Origin of the sequence: Psychrobacillus sp. BM2 (genome assembly GCF_048572895.1) — a bacterium.
In the GTDB taxonomy this organism is placed as follows: Bacteria; Bacillota; Bacilli; order Bacillales_A; family Planococcaceae; genus Psychrobacillus.
The window spans coordinates 1,514,256-1,538,630 of the sequence record NZ_CP183878.1; the positions used below are offsets into that span (position 1 = coordinate 1,514,256).

Consider the following 24,375-nt stretch of genomic DNA (forward strand, 5'->3'; position numbering starts at 1 on the left):
GTTAACAAGAGGAAGAGCTTTTCTTTCATTTTGGGTACAGTAATTGTACAATATAAGTAGATGTTGATAGAAAGGTTTGATAAAACTATGTCTGACACAATTAAACTTTTAGTAGTTGAGGATGAAGAACGCATTCGTCGACTATTGAAAATGTATTTAGAGCGAGAAGGCTATGAAGTAGAAGAAGCTGAAAATGGAGAAGTTGCATTACAGCTCGCATTAGAATTTGAATATAATTGCATTCTATTGGATATTATGATGCCCGAAAAAGATGGCATAGAAGTGATGACAGAACTACGCATGCATAAAGAAACACCTATCATATTATTGACAGCTAAAGGTGAAGAAGCTAACCGCGTAGAAGGTTTTGAACTGGGAGCAGATGATTATATTGTAAAACCTTTCAGCCCAAGAGAAGTAGTATTACGAGTAAAAGCTCTTTTGAAACGTTCTACAGCCTTTGCACCTTCACAAGGAACATCTATTTCTAAAGAAATAGTAGTTTTTCCGCACCTAACGATAGATCACGATGCGCATAGAGTTACGGCAGATGGTGTTGAAGTAGGTTTAACGCCGAAAGAATATGAATTACTTTATTTCTTAGCGAAAGCACCAGACAAAGTATTTGATCGTGAGCAGTTACTAAAAGAAGTTTGGCATTATGATTTCTTCGGAGATTTAAGAACAGTTGACACTCATGTAAAACGGTTGCGTGAAAAGTTAAATAGAGTTTCCGAAAAGTCTGCTAAAATGATTGTTACAGTGTGGGGTGTCGGATACAAATTTGAGGTTGTAAATGAATAGAATTTGGAATAGTGTTGTCGGGAAGCTATGGGGAACCATACTGCTTCTCGTTTTATTTGTGTTATTTATTGTAACCGTTTTACTACTTGAATTTCTAGGAGATTTCCACACAGAGCAAGCGGAGGAATCACTTCGTAAAGAGGCAGTAACTATTGGTAAAATTGTTGAGCAGCATGATAATGTAGAAGATTCGTTTGAAATAATACAAGATATTTTAGGCACGGAAACTAACACTTTAATCGTACGCAACTCAGAATCCATTTTTTTATCTGTCCATGACGGACTGAACAAAGAGGTAGTACAAAAAAAGATATTGGATGATAAGCAATTGTCTAAAATATATACATCCGATTCCCCAATCGTAAAGAAAATGCTGATGCCCGCTATGAATAGTGAAGACCGGATGGAAGATTATATTATTCTAGCTACGCCTTTAGAAGCGGGTAAAAATATCCATGGCGCCGTATTTATTTATCAAAGTTTAGAAGTTGTTAGCAAGACGACAAATAGTACGACGAAAATTGTCTTCTTATCAGGATTTATAGCATTACTGTTAACTACTTTGTTTACTTTTTTCTTAACATCTCGTATAACCTTACCCTTAAGATCTATGAGGGAAGCAGCCAATCAATTAGCAAAAGGTAATTTTGAGACAAAAGTACCATATCTTCAGAAGGATGAAATCGGAGAACTAGGAATCGCTTTTAACCAAATGGGGAAACAATTAAAACACCATGTAGAAGTGATTAATCAAGAAAAAGAACAATTAGCGAGTATACTGACTTCGATGACGGATGCGGTTATTACATTTGATACTAAATTTGAAGTTCAAGTTAGTAATCCTCAGGCGGATTTACTTATCGATAAGTGGTATGCAAATGCAGAGACGTTAGAAGAATCTAAGCTGCCTGCGGAACTTCATCATCTTTTGGAATATGTCTTTGATGTAAAGGAAGAATTTGACGAAAAATTAGAGATTAAAGGATCCTATTTTGCTGCTTCTATTAGTCTTTTATACAATAGTGGTAATGTTGTGCGGGGGGCAGTAATTGTGCTTCGTGATATGACTGAACAGCATCGTTTGGATAAAATGAGATCAGATTTTATCGCAAACGTTTCTCATGAGCTTAGAACACCAATTTCGATGCTACAAGGCTATTCTGAAGCAATAATAGATAATGTCGTCACAACAGAAGAAGATAAAAATGAAATGATCCGTATTATATATGATGAGTCTAAGCGAATGGGAAGACTAGTAACCGAATTGTTAGATTTGGCACGCCTAGAATCAGGCTATCTGAGTATATATAAAGAGAAAGTTTCTGTTGTCCCGACAATTGAACGAATAACGCAAAAATTTGATCAGGTTGCCAAAGAAAAGAATATTAGCCTATTCTTTAAGCATAACTTAACTGAAAATTTATCGTTGGAACTTGACGAGGATCGTATGGAACAAGTACTAACGAATTTAATCGATAATGCTCTAAGACATACGACAGAGAATGGTTCTGTTACCGTCCAATTAAGTAGGACAGATGCTCATTTTGTTATAAAGGTAATCGATACAGGGTATGGGATTCCAAAAGAAGATCTTCCGTATGTCTTCGAACGTTTTTATAAGGCTGATAAGGCCAGAACAAGAGGCAAAAGTGGCACTGGTTTAGGATTGGCTATCGCAAAAAACATCGTGGAAAGACATGATGGTGTTTTAACTGCTGAAAGTGAAGTAGGGGTAGGTACATCCTTTATTATTAATTTACCAATTAAAGGCATGTAACAAATATGTACGTGAAACGACTAATTGAAAGAACGGGGGGAGCCTATGAATGACTCCGTTTTCCACCGCTTGTATGATACATATCATCAAGACGTTTTTCAGTTTCTCATATATTTGGTGAAAAATAGACAAACTGCGGAAGACTTGGTCCAAGAAGTATATGTACGAGTTCTTAGAGCTTATAGTAGCTTTGAAGGGAAAAGTTCAGAAAAGACATGGTTATTTTCAATAGCAAAAAATATAGCAATTGACCATTTTAGAAAACAAGCCGTCAGAAAAAAGAGGTTATTTGACTCATTTGACTGGGAAACGATGCAACTTGCATCTACAGATATGCTACCGGAGGATTTAGTGCAACTTAATGATGAGATGAGAACATTACTAGTTGCATTGGATGATTGTACTGGAGATCAGAAAATGGTTATTATTATGCGATATTTCCAGGAACTTTCTATTACGGAAACGTCGGAAATATTAAATTGGTCGGAAGGGAAAGTGAAGACAACGCAACATCGTGCGATAAAAGCACTTCGTGAGCGATTATCTGATAAGCAAAAGGAGGCAGATGTTCATCATGAGTGAGAAAAATTCAGAAGATCGTGTATTAGATGAGCTATTAAATAACATGCCGAAGTTTAAAGATAATCGCTCAAAGGACGAAATATACCAGCAGGTTAAGTCAGAAATAGAAACGCTGGAGAAATTTGATAAACGGAAACGAATAGAGGTTTCATTCAATAAATGGCTGCCTTTTATCATTTCTGTAGCGTCAATATTACTATTAACCGTTCTTGTCTCTGCTTATATAAATGATAATGGCAATTCCACAGATAAGGCAGCAGAATTATCAACGGCAAACGAGAATATGAGAACAATGGAAGTAACCGAAGAAGCTTCCATGGATGTAGAAGAAGAGGGGAAGGCTACTGATATGACTACAATGTCAGGTAAAGTAGCGGCTACGTTTGGATTGGTTCCGTTTGGTAGTCCTTATACTTCAGTTTACGAGAATGATTTAAATAGGGGAACAGTATTTCATTTTTCATTGTTAGAAAATGCCCTTTCTGTACCAATCACGATTGTAATTCCTATGGAACAAATAGAAAATGATTTTCCGAGTGGGGCACCTAATAGCTTAGAGTTATATGAAAGATATGCGTTTGGGATTGATGAAACTGCTCTTGGATTCCAAGAATATCATCCTTATAAAGGTTATTTTTTGGCAGAGGGTAAAATGTTAAAGCATTATCTACCGGTAGATCATGGTTACGATACCGCCCCCGGAACAGCAGCACCTTATTTATCCTCTATCAATGAAATTTTTACTGATTTTGATTCATTATTAAGAGTAAATGAAGATGGAGCACCGATTGAATGGGATCAGGTAGGGACTTTAGATGAGCCTGTGGCACTAACAGGTACAGAGAAAAAGGTAAATTATTTTGCATATAATGCTTTTAACAAGGAGACATATTTAACTCCTAATTTTAATAAAACATTCACTACAATAACGGAAGCTTTGATAGGTATGAAAAATCCTGAAAATGATATTTATACTTCTGTTATACCGAATGATGTGACGTATACAGTACAAGAAGACAAAGGTATAGTAGTGAACTTCAAGGAACCTCTAAACCTGGAATCATTAGATGCGGGTGAGGCATCTCGATTGATAGAAGCTTTTTCCTTAACAGCTGCAAGCTTCGATCAATCCATCCAGTTAGAGAATGTCGTACAAGAAAATTGGAATGGAATAGATATTACTAGCCCACTTCCAGTTCCAATTGGACCGAATGGTTTTACTATGCAAACCAATTAAATAACTTAAAATGCCAATGCTTATTAATTTAAGCTTGGCATTTTTTGTTTTGGAATTGTGGCGTGACTAAATAAATCTATAGCCCATAAGCTTGTGAAAATAGCCCATAAACAACCTAACGCAGAATATTAACGTGAAGAAAGCCCATAAAATTTCAAGTATAGCTCATAAATAATTTAATATAGCTCTTAAAATTGTTTTAATAGCCCACAATTATCTGTGAATCATTGTATATTATTCGAAAAATTGAAATCTAAAAGTTTTAAAATTTTTCTGGATTATGTAAGTACTGATTATCTTGAAACAAAACATATTAAGTTGTTTCCTACCTATTTACAAACAGTTCTATTGCATATATTGTTTTAATTTGTTAAGATATTATTAATTCAAGATATTATTCTTGAAGGACAATAAAATATTGATTCATCTTCGGGGCAGGGTGCAATTCCCGACCGGCGGTATTAGAAATTTATTTCTTCAGCCCGCGAACCTTAACAGGTTGATTTGGTTAAATTCCAAAGCCGACAGTATAGTCTGGATGGGAGAAGGTGAAGGTGCAGTCGTTTTTCGTATGCTTATACGGATATGCTTATTTAAGTGTACCTTGTTTCTCCCTTGAACTCTAATAGTTCAAGGGATTTTTTAAGTATGCAAACGTGCTGAACCTTTCTTCTTGTGGAGTGAATCGCAAAAGGAGAGAGGATTTTATGTTAAAAGGCAAAACGCGGATGCTTATTGCAGTCGCAATGCTTAGTAGTATTTCTTTTGTTTTAATGCTACTTGCATTTCCATTACCGGTTTTACCGGCTTATTTGAAGGTGGATTTTAGTGATATTCCAGCATTAATTGCTGCAATCACAATGGGACCTGTAGCAGGAATTCTAGTCGCATTTCTAAAAAATGTGTTAGATTGGCTATTTGCAGGTAGTCCAACTGGTGTACCTGTTGGTCATATGGCTAACTTTGTAACTAGTATCTTATTTTTAACACCTGTGTATTTGATTTACCGTAAAGTTACTACGTCAAAAGGTATTATGGTAGGATTGGGAGCAGGAACAGTATCAATGGCGATTGGTATGAGCGTATTAAATTATTATGTGTTTTTACCAATGTATACTTATTTCTTAAATTTCCCAATGGAAACAGGAACTGCTTTGTTTAATACGATTATTTTCGGTATTTTACCTTTTAATTTGATTAAAGGTCTGTTAGTAACTGTTGTGATGATTGTATTATTCAAACGAATGAAACCATTGCTTGATAAAGTAACTAGTTCATATATGAAACCCAATACAAATTAACAAAAGGTTGTTTCTCCATCAGGAGGAACAACCTTTTTTGTGGAATTATGTAAAAATGTCCCGTGAACACTGGGTTTATCCTACTTTAAAGAACGGATAATACAACTGATTACCGTTTCAGGTGGACGCTTTCCGCGGACACGGCTTCAATCTCCTCGTCACTGCGAAAACATATGCTCCTGCGGTTACTCGTCGCAAAGACATTGACCAAACAAAGTTCGGCCAGTGTCTTTCCTGCGGGGCTTTCAGCTCGTGTTCTTCCCGCTGGAGTCGCCACCTTTCACTACAATCAATCAGTGTGGAGTACTCCACTATAAGATTTAGCATTGCTTATCGCTTAGATGATAAGATTGGTCAAATTTTAGAGAGTGATCAAATTATTTGTAATCGCTTTTGAATTTGAAATGCGATTATCCAATGATGAGAAAGAAAGCATATTTCTTTCATACTTGTGGAAATAAGTAGATGTAGTAAGTGTTTGTCCCATAAAGAAGTGAAATAGCGAACGAAATTGCATCTTCGTGAGCTTCCTCGATGGGTAGGAAAGTATCTTTTTTCTAGTTATCCAAAAATGCACTCACCTGTTTCTAAGAGTTGTAGAAAGGCGAGGGACAGATAAATGCCATAAAATTACCGAGAAAAGGGGGGCTGGTCGTGACGTCAGTCACGACCAGCCCCTCTAAAAAATCAATTGATAATAATAATAGCTACAGTCTGTTTAAAGCCCTTCGATAACGATAGAAACAGGTTTTGACCTTAAAGGACCGAGCATCTTTTTGCCTCGTTTTTCTTAGAATAAAAAATGGTAATCATGACAAAGTCAAAATCACCATTCTTAAATACTATTCGTATTTCAGTGCGTCGCCTTCGAAAGACTCATCTGCTACTTTAATAGAATCAGTAGGACAACCTTCGAATGCATCTTCCATATCTTCCATTAGTTCTTCTGGAACTTCCGTTGTACCCATGTTATCATCTAAAATAACGAAGGCAATACCTTCATCATCATAATCATAAATATCTGGTGCAGCGGCTCCACAAGCTCCGCATGCAATACATGTATCTTTATCTACAATTGTATATTTTGCCATTACTATATTCTCTCCTTTATACTATTAAAGCCAATATGCTATCGTATTCATTCTAAAGATGTTTTCCATACATTTCAACCAAAATACTTCGGAAAAGAGAGGTATTCCTATGCATTTCCATCAAATATTACTATTTATTATACATAAAATAACCGGTCAACGGTCTGAGAATGCTCCGTATTATTTACTAAAAGGCAAAAAATCAGGACAAACTATTCAAGATGTGACATATTTTCAACTTCATGCTTTTTTCTCTATTCTTCCACAATTATCGAAGGAAGATTATGATATAGCGATCAATGATTTGTTTAAAGGAGAGTTTATACAGTTAAAGGAATCACTTGTCTATATAACTAACAAAGGAGTAAAAGCAATACCACTAGATAAAAAGCTACTCTTAAACGGTTGGCAATATAGAGGGAAGGAACAAATCTTTTGGAAAAGAATCGACTTAGTTGTCCAAACATTGTCGCAGTTCCAAGCAAACGAGAAAAAATTTGTGCCAAATCAAAAGGATATTGCTACTCAGCATTTCGTTAAAGACTTTTTAGTCCAGTATAATTTTCGTCACTCCAACTTAAATAACTATATCAAGCAAGAAATATTTCATTTACTTGAAAACCCTTCTTTAGATGATCTACACAGAACATTATTTGTTTATCGTCTTAGTGGCTATAACAAAACTGGTTTGACATGGGAACAATTAGCTCGCTACTATCATTTGGCTGACTTGGATATCAAAATTATTTTTTTAGAGTGCTTACATACTATATTAGATAATATTTCGATGGAGACAAGTCCGCGGTTATTTAATCTAGCTAAAGATATTCATATTGATACCCCGCTAACAGACTCTGCTTTTAAAACAAATAGCCTATTTGAAAAAGGATATTCTATTGAGCAAATTGCTAAAATTAGAAAGTTGAAGATTAATACTATAGAAGATCATGTTATTGAAATAGTCTCCAACAATAAAAAATTCTCTGTGTCTTCTTTTATTTCTAAGGAGCAAATAGGAGAAATTCTTCAACTATCAAACGAGTTACATACCAAAAAACTCACATTAATAAAAGATAGGTTACCGGAAGTTAGTTACTTTCAAGTGCGTTTAGCATTGACAAAAGGAGAACAAATTCATGAATAAGTTAAATGAAATTCTTCAGAAAAAGTTCGGCCATGCAAACTTCCGAGATGGGCAACAAGAAATAGTAGAACAAATTTTAGATGGAAAAGATGTTGTCGCTATACTACCTACAGGTATGGGTAAATCACTTCTCTATCAGCTGCCAGCTTACCTAATGGAAGGGACGGTGATTATAGTCTCGCCTCTTTTATCCCTTATGCAGGATCAGGTGGAACAATTAAAAATACTAGGGGAAAAAAGAGTTATTGCGATCAATTCATTTCTATCCTTTCAGGAAAGAGAAATGGCTATTCGTCACCTAGCAGACTTTAAATTTATATTTACTTCACCAGAGATGCTGCAAAATGAACAATTTAACCGAGCGCTTAGAAATCTTTCTATCGCATATGTCGTGGCAGATGAGGCACACTGTATTTCTCAGTGGGGATTCGATTTTCGACCTGATTATTTAAGAATATCTAATTGGTTAGATTCTCTAAAAGATGTGAACATCCTTGCATTAACGGCAACCGCGACAAAAGAAGTTGTGGAGGATATTAAACAAACATTGATGATGAACAAGCCATTTGAATACATTCATTCACTCGATCGACCGACTATTGCATATGAAATGGTCCAGGTAGAAAATCATCAAGACAAAATGAACTGGATTTTAGGTAGAGTCACCTCTACAGAAGGCCCAGGTATAATATATACACAATCACGTAAAAAAACGGAAGTTTATGCAGCAATGCTGCGAGAACAAGGTATTTCCGTTGCCTATTACCATGCGAAAATGGAGCAAAGTGACCGGATATTAATCCAACAGCAGTTTCAGCAAGGACAATTAGATTGGATTTGTGCGACTAACGCTTTTGGAATGGGGATTCATAAAGATAATATCAGGCAAATTATTCATGATCATATTCCTACTTCTGTTGCAGGCTATATGCAGGAGGTTGGCAGGGCTGCTAGAGATGGAAACCAAGCAATCGCTTCTCTCTTATATACTTCTTCAGATGTTGACCACACTTTCTACGTAGCGATGCAAGACTTTCCAGAGGAACAGGACATTCATATTGCATATCAGCCAGAATACTCTGAGGTAGAACAGGCAGAGACCACAACCCGTATACTAGCATATTGGAAAGAGCGATTAAATGAACAAGAAACCATTCAATTATTTAAGCAAATTAAACAAAAAAAGTGGCAGGATATACAAAACTTTTACAAGGTGATTCAAGACGATACTTGTTTACGTCAGCAGCTACTGCATTATTTTGATCAAACATTGTTAGAAAAACCTTACCATTGTTGCTCCAAATGTAAGATAGACGTTTCTAATATTCTAAGAAAAAGATCCGAAGAAAAGAATGACCAGGATGAAATGAATTGGAAAAATAGACTAAATATCCTCCTCCCGTCTTAATACTTTTGTTAAGTTTACTTTTTCTACAATATTCGTCATAATAGAAGTAGAAATGAAGGTAGAAATGGAGTTTGAATAAAATGAACCAAGATGATTATCAAAAAAAAATCGACGAACATCGACAATCCATTGGACAAGATGACGATACCAATGAAATGAGAAGAAGTAGAAGTTCAAATAAGAAACCAAAGAAAAAATCTAAAAACTTATTAATTCCTACTGTCTTTTGTATTTTCATATTAATACCGGTTAGTATGTTTATTTATTTCCAATTTTTCTTTGAAGCTAATCCAGATAAAGAGGAAGTAGTAAAAAATGATACGATACATGTTGAAACACAAACTATTAATAATGGAACAGAAAAAGATGATAGTACTGAGGAAGTAGAAACAAAGCAGCCAGTAGAAGAACCAAAAGAAGAACCAAAAGAAGAAGTTGTCGAAGAGCCGAAGAAAGAACCAGTTTCCGTAGAGAAAACGGAACCAGTTCCAGTAGAGAAAACAGAACCTACAGAAGTGGCTAGTTCTAAAACGCATATAGTTAAGGAAAATGAAACACTATATCGTATAGCTATAAATTATTATAATGATCCATCAGCAGTCGAAAAAATAAAATCTGCAAATGGTCTATCGTCAAATGAAATTGCAGTTGGACAAAAGCTAGTACTTCCTTAAACGTAAAAAAGAAGGATATTTTTCATAAATGTTGAATATATAAAGTATATCCCAAGTTGGAAGAGGTGCTACTATGTTTGTAAAAAGTGTAATGATCCCCAAAGAAAAATGTATAACAGTTCAGGTAGATACAACGGTCTCGTCAGCTCTCCGTGTATTAGAAGAAAAAGAGATGGATGCTTTACCGATTATAGAAAATGGACAATATGTAGGTATGTTCAACAAATACCTTCTGTATAAAGCTCAATTCTATAGCAATCTTGATAAAGAAGTTTTCATGGAGCAAACAAAAGTAACGGATATTATGACCAACGAAGACATATATGTTCGCTACGAGGATGTTTTTGAAAATGCGATGATCAAGCTTCATGACTTTCCAGTACTAGCTGTTGTTGAGGATGGGAAATTTCTTGGCTTAGTTACCCGTTATGACGCTGTAGAACAATTTAAAAGTGCATTTGGTATGAATAGTAAGGGAACGCGTATTACATTTACTTCTGTGGAATCAGAGGGACGGATTCAAAAAATGACGGATGTACTTCATAAATATCACGCCTCTGTTATTTCAATTGTAACTTTTGATGAAACAGATAAATTATTCAGACGTATTGTTTTAAAGATTGAAAACGATTCAAAGCTGGATCGTATTTTAGCTGATTTAGAAAAGTCAGGATTTCGTGTTTTACATATTGACAAAGAAGAGTAAAATTAGCAGTTAGTAGACACGAATGGAGGGCAGGGGAAATTCCCTGTCCTTTTCCGTGTTGTTTGGGGGTATATGCTTGATTGGATGGATTATTGGTACTGTATTTGTTATAATTTTTTTGATTTTTTGGTATATGTTTTTTTTGGCTTTTCAAACAAATGTTCATACGCATTCTTTATTAATTGATGAATGGACAAAGGACAATCAATTTCATATTTTTTTTATATCTGACATCCATCGGAGAAAATTAAGTGAGAAGCTTATTCAAAACCTCATCGGAAAAGTGGATATAGTAATAATTGGAGGAGATTTGACAGAAAGAGGAGTCCCTTTAAAACGTACAAATGATAATATTCGGATGCTTGCGAAATTAGGAAATACTTGTTATGTGTTCGGTAACAATGATCGAGAAGTTGGGGAACAAAACTTAAGAAGTATCCTAGATACACATGACGTTCATATATTGGAAAATAGTTCAGTTAAATTTGAAAAAAACAACCTTTCTGTTCGTATAGTTGGGATTAATGATGGATTTGAGGGGAATGTAAAAATAAATGAGGCGTTCCAAGATGTTAAAGAATCGGATATCATCATATTTGCAACTCATGCCCCAGCATATTTCAATAATGCTAAAAAAATAAGTAAGCCACATCTTCTTTTAGCTGGTCATCTTCATGGTGGGCAAATACGTTTTGGACCATTCGGGATTTATGAAAAGGGAAGCTATCGTGAAAAAGAAAATAGCGCAGAGCTCATTAGCAATGGATATGGAACAACCGCAGTTCCACTTCGACTTGGAGCAAAATCGGAATGTCATCTAGTAACTATTAGTGGAAGACATTAAGTGAATAAAAGAAAGGAAGTTTTTTTGTGTATCAACAGGTAGATGTATTAATAGTCGGAGGAGGGCCATGTGGGCTAGCAACTGCTATTTCTACGCAAAATATTGGATTAAAAACCATCGTAATCGAGAAAGGGAATGTGGTGGAGGCTATTTATAATTATCCTACACATCAGACTTTTTTTAGTACAAGTGAGAAATTATCCATAGGTGAAGTTCCATTCATAGTAGAAGAGAGAAAGCCAAAAAGAAATCAAGCTCTAGTTTACTATCGAGAAGTGGCAAAACTTAAAAATATTGATGTCCATAAATATGAACAAGTGCTAAAAGTAGAAAAACAAGAAAATAGTTTTAAGGTATACACTTCTAAAGAAACTTATATGGCAACATATGTAGTTATTGCAACTGGTTATTATGATCACCCGAACTATATGAACATTCCTGGCGAAGAATTAGCAAAGGTACATCATTATTTTAAAGAAGGGCATCCATACTTCGGTTTGGATGTATTGGTAATAGGTGGAAAAAATTCAGCTATCGATGCAGCCCTAGAACTAAACAAAGCTGGGGCTAATGTGACGGTAGCTTACCGTGGAAGCGAGTATTCGCCAAGTATAAAACCATGGGTCCTACCTGAGTTTGATGGTCTCGTTAGAAATAATGAAGTACAAATGCATTTTAATACAGAAGTATTAGAAATTGACGCATCTAGGGTAAGATTAAAAAATAGTCATTCAGGAGAATTTCAAATACTAAATGATTATGTATTTGCAATGACTGGTTATCATCCAGATCATGTATTCTTAAAACAAATGGATATTCAAATTGATGAAGCTACAGGAAGACCAGCTTATGATGCGGAAACGATGGAAACGAATGTAGAAGGAATTTTCATTGCAGGTGTTATTGCTGCTGGTAATAATGCAAATGAAATTTTTATTGAAAATGGACGATTCCACGGAGAGCAAATAGCACAAGAAATAAAAAGAAAACAAGACGACAAGTAATGATTATTACTAAAAAAATATAATAAATAAAAAATCATCTCTGTATTTTTGATATTAGAGGTGATTTTTTTGCATAAAATTTTATGGAGAAAAGCAAACTTTTTCATTTTATAAAATATTGCTTATATTAGTTAAAAAATAGAAAAATTTACCTTTAGGCAAGTAAATCCTCATCAAGAGCAAGTAAACGGCAAAGGAGAGCAAGTAAAATACTTTTGAACGCGAGTAACGGACATGTGAACACAAGTAATGGTCATGATGTGAAGAAAATACCATCCAATCGAGGAATAAATAAATTAAAAAAGAGTAGCAAGCCGTAAACTCACTCAGTAATGACAACTACTCTATACCGTACCATTAATAATCATTCTCTAAAAAATACTTTCGATCGCTTTTTGCGGATTAGGATGGTTCAAGGCTATTAGTAAGGCTAATCGTGCTTTTTGTCCATTTAAACCTTGGGCAAAAACTACACCTGCTTCTTTAAGTCCTTTCCCTCCACCTTTATAGCCATATACGTCTTGTGCAATTCCATTAAAACATCTGGATACTAAAACAATTGGAATTCCTTTATTTAATGTTTCTTCAATGACAGAAACAAGGCTTGGAGGTACATTTCCTTGACCTAATCCCTCCAATACTATTCCATCATATCCTAAATCTATCGAAGCTTTTATCAAGTCTGGCTCCATTCCAGCATATACTTTAAACAATGTGACTTTTTTCTCGATGTGCTCAATTGGAAAAACGATACGATGATTAGGTGAATGATGAAAATGTACGATTGACTTAGATATAAAACCAATAGGTCCATATTGAGGACTTTGAAAAGTACTTACATTACTTGTGTGCGTCTTGGTTACATTTTCCGCAGTATGTATTTCATCATTTAAAACAACTAATACACCTTTTGTTTTTGCGTCATCGGAAGAAGCGACTTGGATAGCAGACATCAAATTATATAATCCATCTGCTCCGATCTCATTGGAAGAGCGCATAGCACCAGTAAGGACAATTGGAATTTCAGTATCAACCGTGAGGTCCAAAAAATATGCAGTTTCTTCCAACGTATCTGTTCCATGCGTAATGACAACCCCATCAATATCGTCAGTTAAAATATACTGGTCAATAAGCTGTTTCAATTCCAACATTTCAGCAGGTGTAATATGGGGTGAAGGGAGATTAAATGCCTCTATTTCCACTATATTGGCTAATGATCTAAGTTTTTCTGCCTCAATTAGTAGTGGATTTTGATCTGCTGGAACAACAGCTCCGGTTTCTGCATGCACTTGCATGGAAATTGTGCCACCTGTGTGGATTAGTAAAATAGTTTTCATTGTAAGTACCTCCCATATTCTGCGTATTTAAGGTATAATAGTAATAATGAAATGGAAGGAGTAAGTTTATGTTCATACTACTTTCCGTTGCAATAGCCCCTGCATTAGCACTGTTAAGTTATTTTTACTTGCGTAAAGAAATTTCTGCAGAACCCTCCAGATTATTGTTACATACATTTATATATGGCGCTATATTAACATTTCCAATCTTATTTATTCAACATGTTTTTCACGAGGAACAGATTTTTTCTTCTTCATTTATACATCAAGCTATTGTAACGAGTGCACTAGAAGAGTTCTTTAAATGGCTAGTTCTTATTGTTGCTATCTACAAGCATGTGGAGTTCGATGATCCCTACGACGGCATTTTATATGGTGCAAGCGTAGCTCTAGGTTTTGCGACTGTTGAAAATATATTATATTTATTGAATTTTGGTATGGAAGAAGCAATTATACGTGCAATTCTTCCAGTTTCCAGTCATGCACTATTTGGTGTTTTGATGGGGTATTATATCGGTAGAGCAAAATTTACGACCGTAACGAAATCTCGTTATGAAATAGTCTATGCATTGATAGCACCAATTACTTTGCACATTATTTACAATAGTATTCTAGGCATTACAGGCTTGGAGCTTTTATTAATGGTACCATTTATGTTGTTTTTATGGTTATTTAGTTTGTCCAAAGTAAAGAAAGCTCATGTTTTATCTCGTAAAAAAAGATTTAAGAATCATGAATATTATGTAGAAGAAAAAGTCTAGCCCATGCTAGACTTTTTTTGTATATTTTGACACATTTTACTCCATGCTAAGTAAAAAGGAGAGATGTCGTTTGAAACAAATAAAATACATCCTGATTAGTTTGCTATTTTGTACGATTAGTTTTTCTTTGATCCATGAGCAACCAACTACCCAGGCTTTCTCTGCTCAAGTATTAGAACGAGGTGCATATGGAGATGACGTTATCGAACTCCAAGCAAGGCTACAGTATATCGGATTTTATAAGAGTGAGATAGATGGTAAATTTGGTTATAGTACCTATTGGGCATTAAGGAATTTCCAGGAAAAATATGGTCTTCCAATCGACGGTCTACTAGGAGAAGGCACCAAGAAAAAATTGGTAGGCGTTTCGGATTACGATAAAGAATTTGTACACGAGCAGATAAATAAAGGAAATAGCTTTACTTATTATGGTGGGATGGATTTAGATAAGCAAGTAAAAAACAAAAAAGCAGAGAGTACAAATATGCAACTACCCCCGCAATATTCGGAAAAGGATTTAAAACTAATCGCTAATGCTGTATACGGTGAAGCACGTGGTGAACCTTATGAAGGACAGGTTGCTGTAGCGGCGGTAATTTTAAACCGGGTCGAACATCCGGACTTTCCAAATACGGTTTCAGAAGTAATTTTTCAGCCTTTAGCCTTTACAGCGGTTGCGGATGGTCAAATATGGCTTGAACCAAATGAACGTGCAAAAGAAGCCGTGTTAGATGCACTTAATGGCTGGGATCCAACTGAAAATGCCATTTATTATTTTAATCCAAAAACTGCTACAAGTGAATGGATTTGGAGTCGACCACAAATTAAAACAATTGGACAGCATATTTTCTGTGCATAAGGAGATAAAATGAAAAAAATTATATGGGTAATCGTGTCTTCCGTTGCAGTAGTCTTCCTAATGTATCATTTCTCTGTTCAGTCTGAGAATAAACGACTAGAAAATGCATTAGCAGTACAATACTCCAATCAATTGACCTCAGCATCTGAAAAATTGACTAAGTTAACAGAGTCCGTAGATCAGACAATGCTATTTACGGATAAGGAAGCTTTAGATCAACCGTTAGAAGATGTATGGAGAATTTCCTCGGATATAAGAAATTCTATAAGTTCATTGCCAATTAGTCATGATACATCTACAGTATGGATGAATTATTTAAACAGACTAGGTAATGGTGCTTCGCAGGTAAAAAACGGCCAGGTGCCAATTGAGGAATGGCAAAAGAACATGGTCAGTGCTCGAGAAAATTTGCAGGCACTTTCGGATCAGTGGGCATTTACGAACAAAGACGGTGGAAACAAAGATTTTATCGTAACTGCGTTTGTTCAAAATAAATTAGATAAAAGTGGTGAGAAGAATTGGAAATCACTTGGTAATTCTGTAAAGGCATATACTGAAAGCGACTTCCCAATGACCGCAAGTGAAACGGATCAACAAAAGAAGAAGGATTTACAACATATTCAGGACATCGAAATTACTTTAGATGATGCTAAGGAAAAGTTTGTTAAATTATTTCCAGAGTTTAAGGATGCAAAAATTCACATAACGGAAAGTTCCCAGGACGCCCCTTATCCTTTTTACCATATTGAATTCCATAAAGGTATTCGAATAGGGTACGCAGATTTAACAAAAAAGGGCGGGCATATACTATCATTTTTACTGGAAAGACCTTTTGACAAGACGACTATAACGGCGCAGCAGATGAAAGATAAATCTGCCGAATATATGAAAACATTTGGATTTACGGACACCGAGATGGTAGAATATCGAGAAAACTCAATAGCTTGGCATTTATCATTTGCGAGAAAAGACGAGAATAATGATGCATTAATTTATGCGGATGGCATCCAATTAAAAATCGCAAAGGATAATGGCGAATTGCTCGGTTTAAATGCAATGGAATATATTCAAAAAGAAAAAATTGTTAAGCAAGAAATAGTGCCATTAGATAAAGATGAACTCTTTTCAAGTAACTTTTTTATAGAGGAAGAGCGCTTAGCCTATGTTGAAAACAAACAACTCCAACAACGTTTGGCCTATCAGGTTTTAGCTAGGAATGATACCGTTGGCACATATAAAATTTATATAGATACCGAAAACCACGAAATTTTACATGCGGATAAACTCCCATAAAACTTTTTTTCTATAGAAAAATACTCTCTTAGATGTCATAATAGAAAGTATATTATGACACTAAAGAGGGTTGCTTATGAAAATAAAACTTGGTACACAATTAACGTTAGAGCCAACCTTTACTGATAAAACAGAAAAATATCGGTGTAAAGTGGTCGATTTAGACGATCAATTTATTTATATTGATTATCCTATGGATACAATTTCTAATAGAACAGTTTTTTTAATGGATGGTATGCAGCTAAGAGCAACTTTCGTGGAAGATTCAAAGGCGGTTTATGCATTTCAAACTGAGGTATTGGGAAAAAAATCAAAACAAATACCTATGGTTAAGCTTGCACTTCCGGCTGAATCCGAATTTTTGCGTATACAACGTAGAGATTTTGTTCGTGTTAGCACTTCTATAGATATTTCTATCCAATTTGATGAGGAAAGATATCAATTCGTTACAGATGATATAAGTGCTGGCGGAACGGCTGTTATCTTAAACAAACCAGTAAACTTTGAAGCCGGAGATGAAGTATCACTACTCATTCCTCTGTTGTTTAATAATGGTGATATTAAATATGTCACAACACTAGCCCAAGTAGTTAGGATTTGGGAAAAAGGGTCCCTTACTATTGCTTCTTTGCATTTTACAGATACGGATGACCTAGATAAACAACAAATAGTACGATTCTGTTTTGAACGTCAACTATTGATTCGAAAGAAAACTATGGGGTAAATCAAAAGAAAAGAGGCTGCTCAAAAGTATAACTTTTGTGTAGCCTCTTAAAATTTACGGCAGAACTTTTCGTTAACTATTAAAAATAAGTTATCATTAAGGGAACTTGCTTTTTTCTCATTAATACAGTTCTATGATAAAATATAAAGGAATAGAGTGGAGGCAAATAGATTGAAAAAACAAATACAAATAGCCATTGATGGACCGGCAGCAGCAGGTAAAAGTACAATAGCTAAAAAGACCGCGGAGTTACTAGGGTATACATATGTAGACACAGGTGCTATGTACCGTGCAATCACGTATAAAGCACTGCAAGAGAACATAGATTTGCAAGATGAAGATAAATTAACAAGCTTATTAAAGGAAACTTTTATAGAGTTAAAACCTTCTCCGGCCGGTCAATTGGTATTTCTTAATAATGTGGCTGTCACTGAGGAAATTCGTTCAAAAGAGGTTACAGCATCTGTTTCAGCAGTTGCTGCACATGCAACATTACGTGAAGAAATGGTTAAAAGACAGATGGAAATGGGTAAAAACGGAAGTATCGTAATGGATGGTAGAGATATCGGTACCCATGTATTAAAGGATGCTGAGCTGAAGATTTTTATGAGTGCCAGTGTGGAAGAAAGAGCAAATAGAAGATATTTAGAAAACCAAAATAGAGGAATTGAAACAAACCTAGAAGAACTTAAACAAGAGATTAGTCTTAGAGATAAGTTAGATAGTGAACGACAAGCTTCCCCATTAATACAGGCAAAGGATGCAATTTTTATTGATACAACATCCTTAACGGTTGATGAAGTATCAGAAAAAATTATGCAGCTTGCTAGAGAAAGGATGTCCTAATTTGAATCTTTACTCCTTTGCAAAAACGGTTGTTTTTTCAGCGTTGAAACCAATTTATAGATTTGAAGTTATTGGAACGGAAAATTTCCCGAAAGATGGTGGAATTTTACTATGTTCTAATCATATTAATGCATTAGATCCGCCAGTGGTAGGTATACTTGCACCTAGACCAGTCCATTTCATGGCAAAAGCAGAATTATTTAATGTCCCGCTATTAAAAGGGATTTTACCAGGTGTGAATGCTTTCCCGGTAAAAAGAGGGCTGAGTGATCGGGATGCTCTTCGAACTGCTATTAAGCTTTTAAAAGAGGGAGAAGTGGTCGGATTATTTCCTGAAGGGACTAGAAGTAAAGATGGTACATTAGGAAAAGGATTTAGTGGAGCGGGATTCTTTGCATTACGTGGAGAAGCAAATGTGGTCCCATGCGCTATTATAGGACCTTATAAACCTTTTAAAAAGTTAAAAGTAGTGTACGGTGAACCAATTGATATTAGTCCGTACCGTGAAAGAAAGGCTTCCGCAGATGAAGTGACAGATATTATAATGGAGAATATTGCTAAATTACTGAAGGAACACAAATCAAAATAATTAGAATCTTTTCATTTGCAAAGTGCTTCCTTTTGTAATTCTGTGCCCATTCGCATAAAATAGAATAGAGACGCTGTGAAGGAGGAATATCATATGTCAGAAGAAATGAACTTAAACGACACGAATGAGTTTAAAGAGGGTGAACTAGTAAAGGCGACGGTTGCACAGGTAGATGAGAAATCTATAATCGTATCAATTGAAGGTGCACCTTTTGATGGAATAGTTCCAATAAGTGAACTATCTAGCTTGCATATTGAAAAAGCATCCGACTCCGTTTCCATCGGTGACGAATTGGAACTAATGATTACTAAAGTGGAAGAAGCTAACTTTGTCCTTTCTAAAAGAAGAGTGGATGCAGAAAAAGCTTGGGATAAGTTAGAGAAGCAATTCCAATCAGGAGAAATAATTGAAACTGAAGTTAAAGAAGTAGTAAAAGGCGGACTAGTAGTAGATTTAGGTGTTCGTGGATTCATTCCTGCATCACTAATAGAGGACCATTTCGTTGAGTCCTTTGAAGATTATAAAGGGAAAGTAATGACCTTTAAAATTGTAGAAATCGAAAAAGATAAAAATAGACTGATTCTTTCTCATAAAGCAGTTGTAGAAGACGAAAAATCTGTTAACAAGCAACAAACATTTGAATCCATCAAAAGTGGTGACATTCTAACAGGGAAAGTACAACGTCTTGCCTCGTTCGGTGCATTTGTCGATATCGGCGGAGTTGATGGACTTGTTCATATTTCACAAATTTCATATGAGCATTTAGACAATGTTGCAGACGTTTTAACGGAAGGTCAAGAAGTTAAAGTAAAAGTTTTATCTATCGATCGCGATGCGGAACGAATTTCTTTATCTATCAAGGATACACTTCCTGGACCGTGGGCTGAGATTGAAGAAAAAGCTTCAAAAGGAGCTGTACTTCCTGGAAAAGTAAAACGCCTTGTTTCATACGGTGCGTTTGTAGAAGTATTCCCCGGAGTAGAGGGGCTAGTGCATATTTCTCAAATAGCGCATAAGCATATTAGTCATCCGCAAGAGGTCTTAAAAGAAGGCGAAGAAGTACAAGTTAAGGTAATAGAAGTAAACAGTACTGAAAAACGTCTCTCTTTAAGCATCAAAGAATTAGTTGAAAATGAAGATCGATATAATATAGAAGACTATCAAATGCCTGAGGAATCACGAGGATTTTCTATAAGTGATGTACTAGGAGACAAGTTGAAAGGCTTCACCAACAATAACTAAAATGATACTCTATTTTGAACAGGCGACTTCAATAAAGTCGCCTGTTTTTGTCTTTTTGTTGTATAATACAACTTAGACGAAGTTGGAAGGATGAAAAAGTAATGACAAAACCAGTAGTAGCAATCGTTGGTAGGCCAAATGTCGGCAAATCGACTATATTTAATCGAATCGTAGGAGAACGTGTATCTATCGTGGAAGATATTCCAGGTATTACACGTGATCGTATATATAGTTCTGCCGATTGGTTGACACATGAATTCAATATTATCGATACAGGAGGTATTGAATTAAGCGACGAACCATTTTTAGAACAAATCAAGCAACAAGCAGAAATAGCGATGGATGAGGCAGATGTTATCATTTTCTTGACAAATGGTCGTGAAGGAATTACTGCTGCAGATGAATACGTTGCTAAAATTTTGTATAAAACAAAAAAACCAATCGTATTAGCTGTTAACAAAATCGATAATCCAGATATGCGTGACTTGCTCTATGATTTTTATGCTTTAGGATTAGGTGAACCTTTCCCAATCTCAGGCTCTCATGGACTAGGATTAGGAGATTTACTAGATGAAGTAGCGAAGAATTTCCCAGACGTAGAGGATATAGAATATGGGGAAGAAGTTATTAAGTTTTCTCTAATCGGACGTCCAAATGTAGGGAAGTCTTCTTTGATCAACGCATTTTTAGGTCATGATCGTGTAATCGTAAGTGATATCGCTGGAACAACAAGAGACGCGATTGATACGGAATACTCTTTTGATGGTCAGGAATACGTCATGATTGATACAGCAGGTATGCGTAAAAAAGGGAAAGTATATGAAACTACAGAGAAATACAGTGTATTACGTGCTCTAAAGGCAATTGAACGTTCCGACGTTGTTTTAGTTGTTCTGAATGCGGAAGAAGGTATTCAAGAGCAAGATAAAAAAATAGCTGGGTACGCCCATGAAGCTGGTAAAGCAGTGATTATCGTCATGAACAAATGGGATGCTATTGAAAAAGACGATAAAACGATGAATGTGATGACGAAGAAAATTAGAGACCATTTCCAATTTTTAGATTATGCACCGATTGTTTTCGTGTCTGCTAAAACAAAGCAACGTGTTCATGCACTGTTGCCAGTTATTAATCAAGTAAGTGAAAATCATGCAATGCGCGTTCAGTCTTCTGTATTAAATGAGGTAATTGAAGACTCTGTAGCAAGAAATCCGGCTCCAACTGATAAAGGGAAAAGACTGCGTATTTACTATGCGACACAAGTGGCTATTAAACCGCCAACTTTCGTTGTATTTGTTAATGAGCCAGAGATGATGCATTTTTCTTATGAAAGATTTTTAGAAAATCGAATCAGAGAGTCCTTTGACTTTGAAGGAACTCCAATACGGATTATCACACGCGCAAGAACTTAATCCTATTAGTTTTAAAGGAGCGAAATAGCGATGGAAAAAGTAACTGTACTGGGTGCAGGAAGCTGGGGAACAGCCCTAGCAATGGTTCTTGCAAACAATGACCATGACTGTCTACTTTGGTCACATAGAGATGAACAAGCAGCGGAAATAAATACAAAGCATACAAACAAAAAATATTTACCAGATACAACATTACCAGCAAATTTAAAAGCTACTAGTGACTTTCAAAAAGCAATCCAATATTCGAATGTTATTGTGATTGCAGTTCCAACTAAAGCGATTAGAGAAGTTTGCCAAAATATGCTGCCTTTCTTGGATGAAAAGAAGCTATTTGTACATGTTTCTAAAGGAATTGAACCTGATTCGCTAAAAAGAATATCTGAAATGATTGAGGAAGAGCTATCTAGTACCGTTACGGAAGCAATAGTTGTTTTATCTGGTCCTAGTCATGCAGAAGAGGTTGTATTAAAGCATCCAACGACTATTACAGTTGCTAGTGAAAATATGAATGCTGCCGAAAAGATTCAAGATTTGTTTATGAACAAGTATTTCCGGGTCTATACAAACGATGACGTCATTGGTGTAGAAATTGGAGCAGCGCTCAAAAATGTAATAGCCTTAGCGGCTGGAATTGTTGATGGGCTAGGATATGGCGATAATGCAAAAGCAGCACTAATTACTAGAGGACTTGCAGAAATCTCTCGTCTTGGCATTAGCCTAGGTGCTAAGGCCCACACGTTCTTTGGTTTAACAGGTATGGGTGACTTGATCGTAACATGTACAAGTGTGCATTCTAGGAATTGGCGTGCTGGTAATATGTTAGGTAAGGGAGCTACACTAGAAACAGTACTTGAAGAGATGGGTATGGTTGTAGAAGGCGTTCGAACCACAAAAGCTGCTTATCAGCTCGCTTCTAAACAGCAAGTGGACATGCCGATAACAGAAGCTTTATACTCTGTCTTATTTGAACAGGTCAATCCAAAAGAGGCAGTAGACATTCTCATGCATCGCACTAAAAAACACGAATTAGAGGATTATAAAACGTTCTAAATTTGTCACAAATGGAAAGAGTTGTTGTTAAAAACAACTCTTTTTTGACGAATAATATTTAGTCAGTAATACTATTGTTTTCCGTTACAGGTGGACGCTTTCCGCGGGCGTTGCTTCAGCCTCGGGCCAACAGGATGTTGGTCATGAAGGCGTTGCCACACGATGTGGCGCACTTAGCCTTCCATCCTTATGCGCTGCGGGGTCTTCAGCTAACGCTTATCCCGCTTGATTCGCCACCTTTCACTATGTGTAGTACTTCACTATAAGATCTGCCATAGCTTATCGCTTAGATATTAATAGTTGTCAGAGTGATTTAGGGATAATACCCTCTGCTTCATTAGGGATATATTCTCTTATGAAGCATGTAGAAAGTAAATTTTCTTTAAAATTAGTGGAAATAGAAAGAAATAGTAAGTTTTCACTAAAAAAAGTAGCGAAATAGCGAACGAAATTGTATCTTCGTTCGCTTCATCTATGAATAGTTAGTATCTTTTCTCTAGTTATCCAAAAACGCACTTACCTGTTTCTAAGAGTAGTAGGAGGGCGACGGACAGACCAACGCCATAAGATTACCGAGAAAAGATAGGCCAGTCACGACCAGCCTAGTTTAAAAATTACTCGGTAATAATATAGCAACAAGTCTGTCCAAAGCCCTTTGAAAACGATAGAGACTGGTTTAACCTTAAAGGGCTCCCTGTGCTTTTATTCTGTGGTATACTTTTTTATTGAAGAAAGGTGTGGAAGTAGTTGTGGTGTTATTAGTATCATCAATGGATAAAATGTGGATATCGTTTGGATCTATGGGCTGTATGTTTTTAGCTATGGCATTTATGTTTTTTGTAAAGAATAAGTTGAATAATAAATTTTTGAAATTTATATTAGGTTGTATCGCATACATATTATTGTTTATAGGTTTCATTACGATGATCTATATAATATCTAACCCAACTAAGGCTTAGTAAGGAGAATCTATGAAAAAATATAAACTTATTACCCTTGTAATTACGCTTATGATTTTCTTAGCTGGATGTGGCTATAAAAGCGGCTATGAGCCTGAAAATTTATTGCCATATGAGGATCAGCTTGAGGCAGTTCAAAAAGCTGTTGATAGTTTTCGGGTAGATTCTGGTGGTCTATTACCGATTAAAACGCGTGATATGGAAACTGATCAATTTATTAAATACCCAATTGATTTTAGTAAAATCATTCCATCTAAACTTGGAAAAGCTCCTGCCAATTCATTTGAAGCTGGCGGTATATATCAATACGTAATAATGGATGTAGAAGAGAATCCTACAGTTAAATTGGTGGACTTACGTATTGCGGATACACTAAGGGACATTAACTATCGAAAAGGTATAAATGGTTTCGGACCTATAGCTGAAACGATTATAGAAGGTGTTTATAAGCTGGACTTCAAAAAAATGGGCTATGATGGTGAATTATCCGTTCAAAGCCCATATTCTGATACTCAATTACCGATTGTAGCTACTGGTGATGGGGAGGTCTATGTAGATTACTCGATAGAATTGAATAGATTACTTCAAGAAACAGAAGAACAAATAGAGCCAGGTGATGACATTCGTTTTCTGTTAACGGATAATTTTGCAATTGTCCCAGCCTATTCTCTACCATATACGGTCAACGAACAGAATGAACCTGTATTTATGTTGAACAAATAAAAAGGACG

At 35.7% G+C, this 24,375-nt stretch carries 24 protein-coding genes and 1 riboswitch; of the genes, 22 read left to right on the plus strand and 2 right to left on the minus strand.

Annotated features, from left to right (window positions below; all coding sequences use genetic code 11):
- Positions 1-87: 87 nt before the first annotated feature.
- From ACN6MX_RS06860 to ACN6MX_RS06880, 5 genes are all read left to right on the plus strand, one after another.
- Entirely contained in the window at positions 88-804 is a 717-nt protein-coding gene (locus ACN6MX_RS06860; protein WP_340779821.1) for a response regulator transcription factor, read from the plus strand.
- The gene (locus ACN6MX_RS06865; RefSeq protein WP_419961892.1) at positions 797-2,581 is read left to right on the plus strand and encodes an ATP-binding protein; all 1,785 of its coding nucleotides are present in this window, start codon (positions 797-799) and stop codon (positions 2,579-2,581) included. The genes ACN6MX_RS06860 and ACN6MX_RS06865 overlap by 8 nt, the downstream gene beginning before the upstream one ends.
- A gap of 45 nt (positions 2,582-2,626) precedes the next feature.
- Positions 2,627-3,163: an RNA polymerase sigma factor SigX gene (gene sigX / locus ACN6MX_RS06870; protein WP_419961893.1), complete on the plus strand. Its 537-nt coding sequence runs from the start codon at positions 2,627-2,629 to the stop codon at positions 3,161-3,163.
- A complete protein-coding gene (locus ACN6MX_RS06875) occupies positions 3,156-4,400 on the plus strand; it encodes a hypothetical protein (protein WP_419961894.1) in 1,245 nt (414 codons plus the stop codon). Before sigX ends, ACN6MX_RS06875 begins: the two co-directional genes overlap by 8 nt.
- Positions 4,401-4,821: 421 nt before the next feature.
- Positions 4,822-4,954: riboswitch (FMN riboswitch) on the plus strand.
- Between the two features lie 153 nt (positions 4,955-5,107).
- Entirely contained in the window at positions 5,108-5,701 is a 594-nt protein-coding gene (locus ACN6MX_RS06880) for an ECF transporter S component (protein WP_419961895.1), read from the plus strand.
- A gap of 842 nt (positions 5,702-6,543) precedes the next feature.
- Here the strand turns inward: ACN6MX_RS06880 and ACN6MX_RS06885 are convergent.
- Positions 6,544-6,792 carry a ferredoxin gene (locus tag ACN6MX_RS06885; protein WP_211893911.1) on the minus strand — a complete coding sequence of 83 codons (249 nt, stop codon included), beginning with the start codon at positions 6,790-6,792 and terminating at the stop codon, positions 6,544-6,546.
- Between the two features lie 109 nt (positions 6,793-6,901).
- Here ACN6MX_RS06885 and ACN6MX_RS06890 point away from each other — a divergent pair, with 109 nt between their 5' ends.
- The 6 genes from ACN6MX_RS06890 (at position 6,902) to ACN6MX_RS06915 (ending at position 12,572) form a co-directional block, all read left to right on the plus strand.
- Positions 6,902-7,936 (plus strand): helix-turn-helix domain-containing protein, encoded by a 1,035-nt coding sequence (locus ACN6MX_RS06890; protein ID WP_419961896.1) that lies wholly within the window; start codon positions 6,902-6,904, stop codon positions 7,934-7,936.
- Positions 7,929-9,344: a RecQ family ATP-dependent DNA helicase gene (locus tag ACN6MX_RS06895; protein WP_419961897.1), complete on the plus strand. Its 1,416-nt coding sequence runs from the start codon at positions 7,929-7,931 to the stop codon at positions 9,342-9,344. Before ACN6MX_RS06890 ends, ACN6MX_RS06895 begins: the two co-directional genes overlap by 8 nt.
- Positions 9,345-9,424: 80 nt before the next feature.
- Entirely contained in the window at positions 9,425-10,018 is a 594-nt protein-coding gene (locus tag ACN6MX_RS06900) for a LysM peptidoglycan-binding domain-containing protein (protein WP_419961898.1), read from the plus strand.
- 73 nt (positions 10,019-10,091) lie between these two features.
- Positions 10,092-10,724, plus strand: coding sequence for a CBS domain-containing protein (locus ACN6MX_RS06905; protein WP_419961899.1), 633 nt, complete (start codon positions 10,092-10,094; stop codon positions 10,722-10,724).
- 76 nt (positions 10,725-10,800) lie between these two features.
- Positions 10,801-11,568: a metallophosphoesterase gene (locus ACN6MX_RS06910; protein WP_419961900.1), complete on the plus strand. Its 768-nt coding sequence runs from the start codon at positions 10,801-10,803 to the stop codon at positions 11,566-11,568.
- Between the two features lie 26 nt (positions 11,569-11,594).
- Positions 11,595-12,572 carry a YpdA family putative bacillithiol disulfide reductase gene (locus tag ACN6MX_RS06915; protein WP_419961901.1) on the plus strand — a complete coding sequence of 326 codons (978 nt, stop codon included), beginning with the start codon at positions 11,595-11,597 and terminating at the stop codon, positions 12,570-12,572.
- A gap of 371 nt (positions 12,573-12,943) precedes the next feature.
- On the opposite strand, the gene ACN6MX_RS06920 is transcribed toward ACN6MX_RS06915, so the two are convergent.
- Positions 12,944-13,909, minus strand: coding sequence for an asparaginase (locus tag ACN6MX_RS06920; protein ID WP_419961902.1), 966 nt, complete (start codon positions 13,907-13,909; stop codon positions 12,944-12,946).
- 68 nt (positions 13,910-13,977) lie between these two features.
- Here ACN6MX_RS06920 and prsW point away from each other — a divergent pair, with 68 nt between their 5' ends.
- The 11 genes from prsW to ACN6MX_RS06975 all read left to right on the plus strand — a co-directional run bounded on the left by prsW (position 13,978) and on the right by ACN6MX_RS06975 (position 24,367).
- Positions 13,978-14,670, plus strand: a complete 693-nt coding sequence (prsW, locus tag ACN6MX_RS06925; protein WP_419961903.1) for a glutamic-type intramembrane protease PrsW — start codon at positions 13,978-13,980, stop codon at positions 14,668-14,670.
- A gap of 43 nt (positions 14,671-14,713) precedes the next feature.
- Positions 14,714-15,529: a spore cortex-lytic enzyme gene (gene sleB / locus ACN6MX_RS06930; protein WP_419961904.1), complete on the plus strand. Its 816-nt coding sequence runs from the start codon at positions 14,714-14,716 to the stop codon at positions 15,527-15,529.
- A gap of 9 nt (positions 15,530-15,538) precedes the next feature.
- The gene (locus tag ACN6MX_RS06935; protein WP_419961905.1) at positions 15,539-16,822 is read left to right on the plus strand and encodes a PepSY1/2 domain-containing protein; all 1,284 of its coding nucleotides are present in this window, start codon (positions 15,539-15,541) and stop codon (positions 16,820-16,822) included.
- A 76-nt stretch (positions 16,823-16,898) separates the two neighbouring features.
- Positions 16,899-17,546: a flagellar brake protein gene (locus ACN6MX_RS06940; RefSeq protein WP_419961906.1), complete on the plus strand. Its 648-nt coding sequence runs from the start codon at positions 16,899-16,901 to the stop codon at positions 17,544-17,546.
- 171 nt (positions 17,547-17,717) lie between these two features.
- Positions 17,718-18,392 carry a (d)CMP kinase gene (cmk, locus tag ACN6MX_RS06945; protein WP_419961907.1) on the plus strand — a complete coding sequence of 225 codons (675 nt, stop codon included), beginning with the start codon at positions 17,718-17,720 and terminating at the stop codon, positions 18,390-18,392.
- Position 18,393: 1 nt separating this feature from the next.
- A complete protein-coding gene (locus ACN6MX_RS06950) occupies positions 18,394-18,981 on the plus strand; it encodes a lysophospholipid acyltransferase family protein (RefSeq protein ID WP_419961908.1) in 588 nt (195 codons plus the stop codon).
- 93 nt (positions 18,982-19,074) lie between these two features.
- The gene (rpsA, locus tag ACN6MX_RS06955) at positions 19,075-20,223 is read left to right on the plus strand and encodes a 30S ribosomal protein S1 (protein ID WP_419961909.1); all 1,149 of its coding nucleotides are present in this window, start codon (positions 19,075-19,077) and stop codon (positions 20,221-20,223) included.
- 101 nt (positions 20,224-20,324) lie between these two features.
- A complete protein-coding gene (gene der, locus ACN6MX_RS06960; protein ID WP_211893927.1) occupies positions 20,325-21,635 on the plus strand; it encodes a ribosome biogenesis GTPase Der in 1,311 nt (436 codons plus the stop codon).
- Positions 21,636-21,665: 30 nt separating this feature from the next.
- The gene (locus ACN6MX_RS06965) at positions 21,666-22,685 is read left to right on the plus strand and encodes an NAD(P)H-dependent glycerol-3-phosphate dehydrogenase (RefSeq protein ID WP_419961910.1); all 1,020 of its coding nucleotides are present in this window, start codon (positions 21,666-21,668) and stop codon (positions 22,683-22,685) included.
- A 779-nt stretch (positions 22,686-23,464) separates the two neighbouring features.
- The gene (locus tag ACN6MX_RS06970; protein ID WP_419962569.1) at positions 23,465-23,644 is read left to right on the plus strand and encodes a DUF2768 domain-containing protein; all 180 of its coding nucleotides are present in this window, start codon (positions 23,465-23,467) and stop codon (positions 23,642-23,644) included.
- 12 nt (positions 23,645-23,656) lie between these two features.
- Complete coding sequence (locus ACN6MX_RS06975) at positions 23,657-24,367, plus strand: lipoprotein (protein ID WP_419961911.1); 711 nt, start codon at positions 23,657-23,659, stop codon at positions 24,365-24,367.
- The last annotated feature ends 8 nt before the right edge of the window (positions 24,368-24,375 follow it).

Excerpts from the sequence above, each read along its gene's own strand:
- ACN6MX_RS06860 (WP_340779821.1), top strand. The coding sequence starts at position 88 with ATGTCTGACACAATTAAACTTTTAGTAGTTGAGGATGAAGAACGCATT.
- ACN6MX_RS06865 (WP_419961892.1), top strand. The coding sequence starts at position 797 with ATGAATAGAATTTGGAATAGTGTTGTCGGGAAGCTATGGGGAACCATA.
- sigX (WP_419961893.1), top strand. The coding sequence starts at position 2,627 with ATGAATGACTCCGTTTTCCACCGCTTGTATGATACATATCATCAAGAC.
- ACN6MX_RS06875 (WP_419961894.1), top strand. The coding sequence starts at position 3,156 with ATGAGTGAGAAAAATTCAGAAGATCGTGTATTAGATGAGCTATTAAAT.
- ACN6MX_RS06880 (WP_419961895.1), top strand. The coding sequence starts at position 5,108 with ATGTTAAAAGGCAAAACGCGGATGCTTATTGCAGTCGCAATGCTTAGT.
- ACN6MX_RS06885 (WP_211893911.1), bottom strand. The coding sequence starts at position 6,792 with ATGGCAAAATATACAATTGTAGATAAAGATACATGTATTGCATGCGGA.
- ACN6MX_RS06890 (WP_419961896.1), top strand. The coding sequence starts at position 6,902 with ATGCATTTCCATCAAATATTACTATTTATTATACATAAAATAACCGGT.
- ACN6MX_RS06895 (WP_419961897.1), top strand. The coding sequence starts at position 7,929 with ATGAATAAGTTAAATGAAATTCTTCAGAAAAAGTTCGGCCATGCAAAC.
- ACN6MX_RS06900 (WP_419961898.1), top strand. The coding sequence starts at position 9,425 with ATGAACCAAGATGATTATCAAAAAAAAATCGACGAACATCGACAATCC.
- ACN6MX_RS06905 (WP_419961899.1), top strand. The coding sequence starts at position 10,092 with ATGTTTGTAAAAAGTGTAATGATCCCCAAAGAAAAATGTATAACAGTT.
- ACN6MX_RS06920 (WP_419961902.1), bottom strand. The coding sequence starts at position 13,909 with ATGAAAACTATTTTACTAATCCACACAGGTGGCACAATTTCCATGCAA.
- prsW (WP_419961903.1), top strand. The coding sequence starts at position 13,978 with ATGTTCATACTACTTTCCGTTGCAATAGCCCCTGCATTAGCACTGTTA.
- sleB (WP_419961904.1), top strand. The coding sequence starts at position 14,714 with ATGCTAAGTAAAAAGGAGAGATGTCGTTTGAAACAAATAAAATACATC.
- ACN6MX_RS06935 (WP_419961905.1), top strand. The coding sequence starts at position 15,539 with ATGAAAAAAATTATATGGGTAATCGTGTCTTCCGTTGCAGTAGTCTTC.
- ACN6MX_RS06940 (WP_419961906.1), top strand. The coding sequence starts at position 16,899 with ATGAAAATAAAACTTGGTACACAATTAACGTTAGAGCCAACCTTTACT.
- rpsA (WP_419961909.1), top strand. The coding sequence starts at position 19,075 with ATGTCAGAAGAAATGAACTTAAACGACACGAATGAGTTTAAAGAGGGT.
- der (WP_211893927.1), top strand. The coding sequence starts at position 20,325 with ATGACAAAACCAGTAGTAGCAATCGTTGGTAGGCCAAATGTCGGCAAA.
- ACN6MX_RS06965 (WP_419961910.1), top strand. The coding sequence starts at position 21,666 with ATGGAAAAAGTAACTGTACTGGGTGCAGGAAGCTGGGGAACAGCCCTA.
- ACN6MX_RS06970 (WP_419962569.1), top strand. The coding sequence starts at position 23,465 with ATGTGGATATCGTTTGGATCTATGGGCTGTATGTTTTTAGCTATGGCA.
- ACN6MX_RS06975 (WP_419961911.1), top strand. The coding sequence starts at position 23,657 with ATGAAAAAATATAAACTTATTACCCTTGTAATTACGCTTATGATTTTC.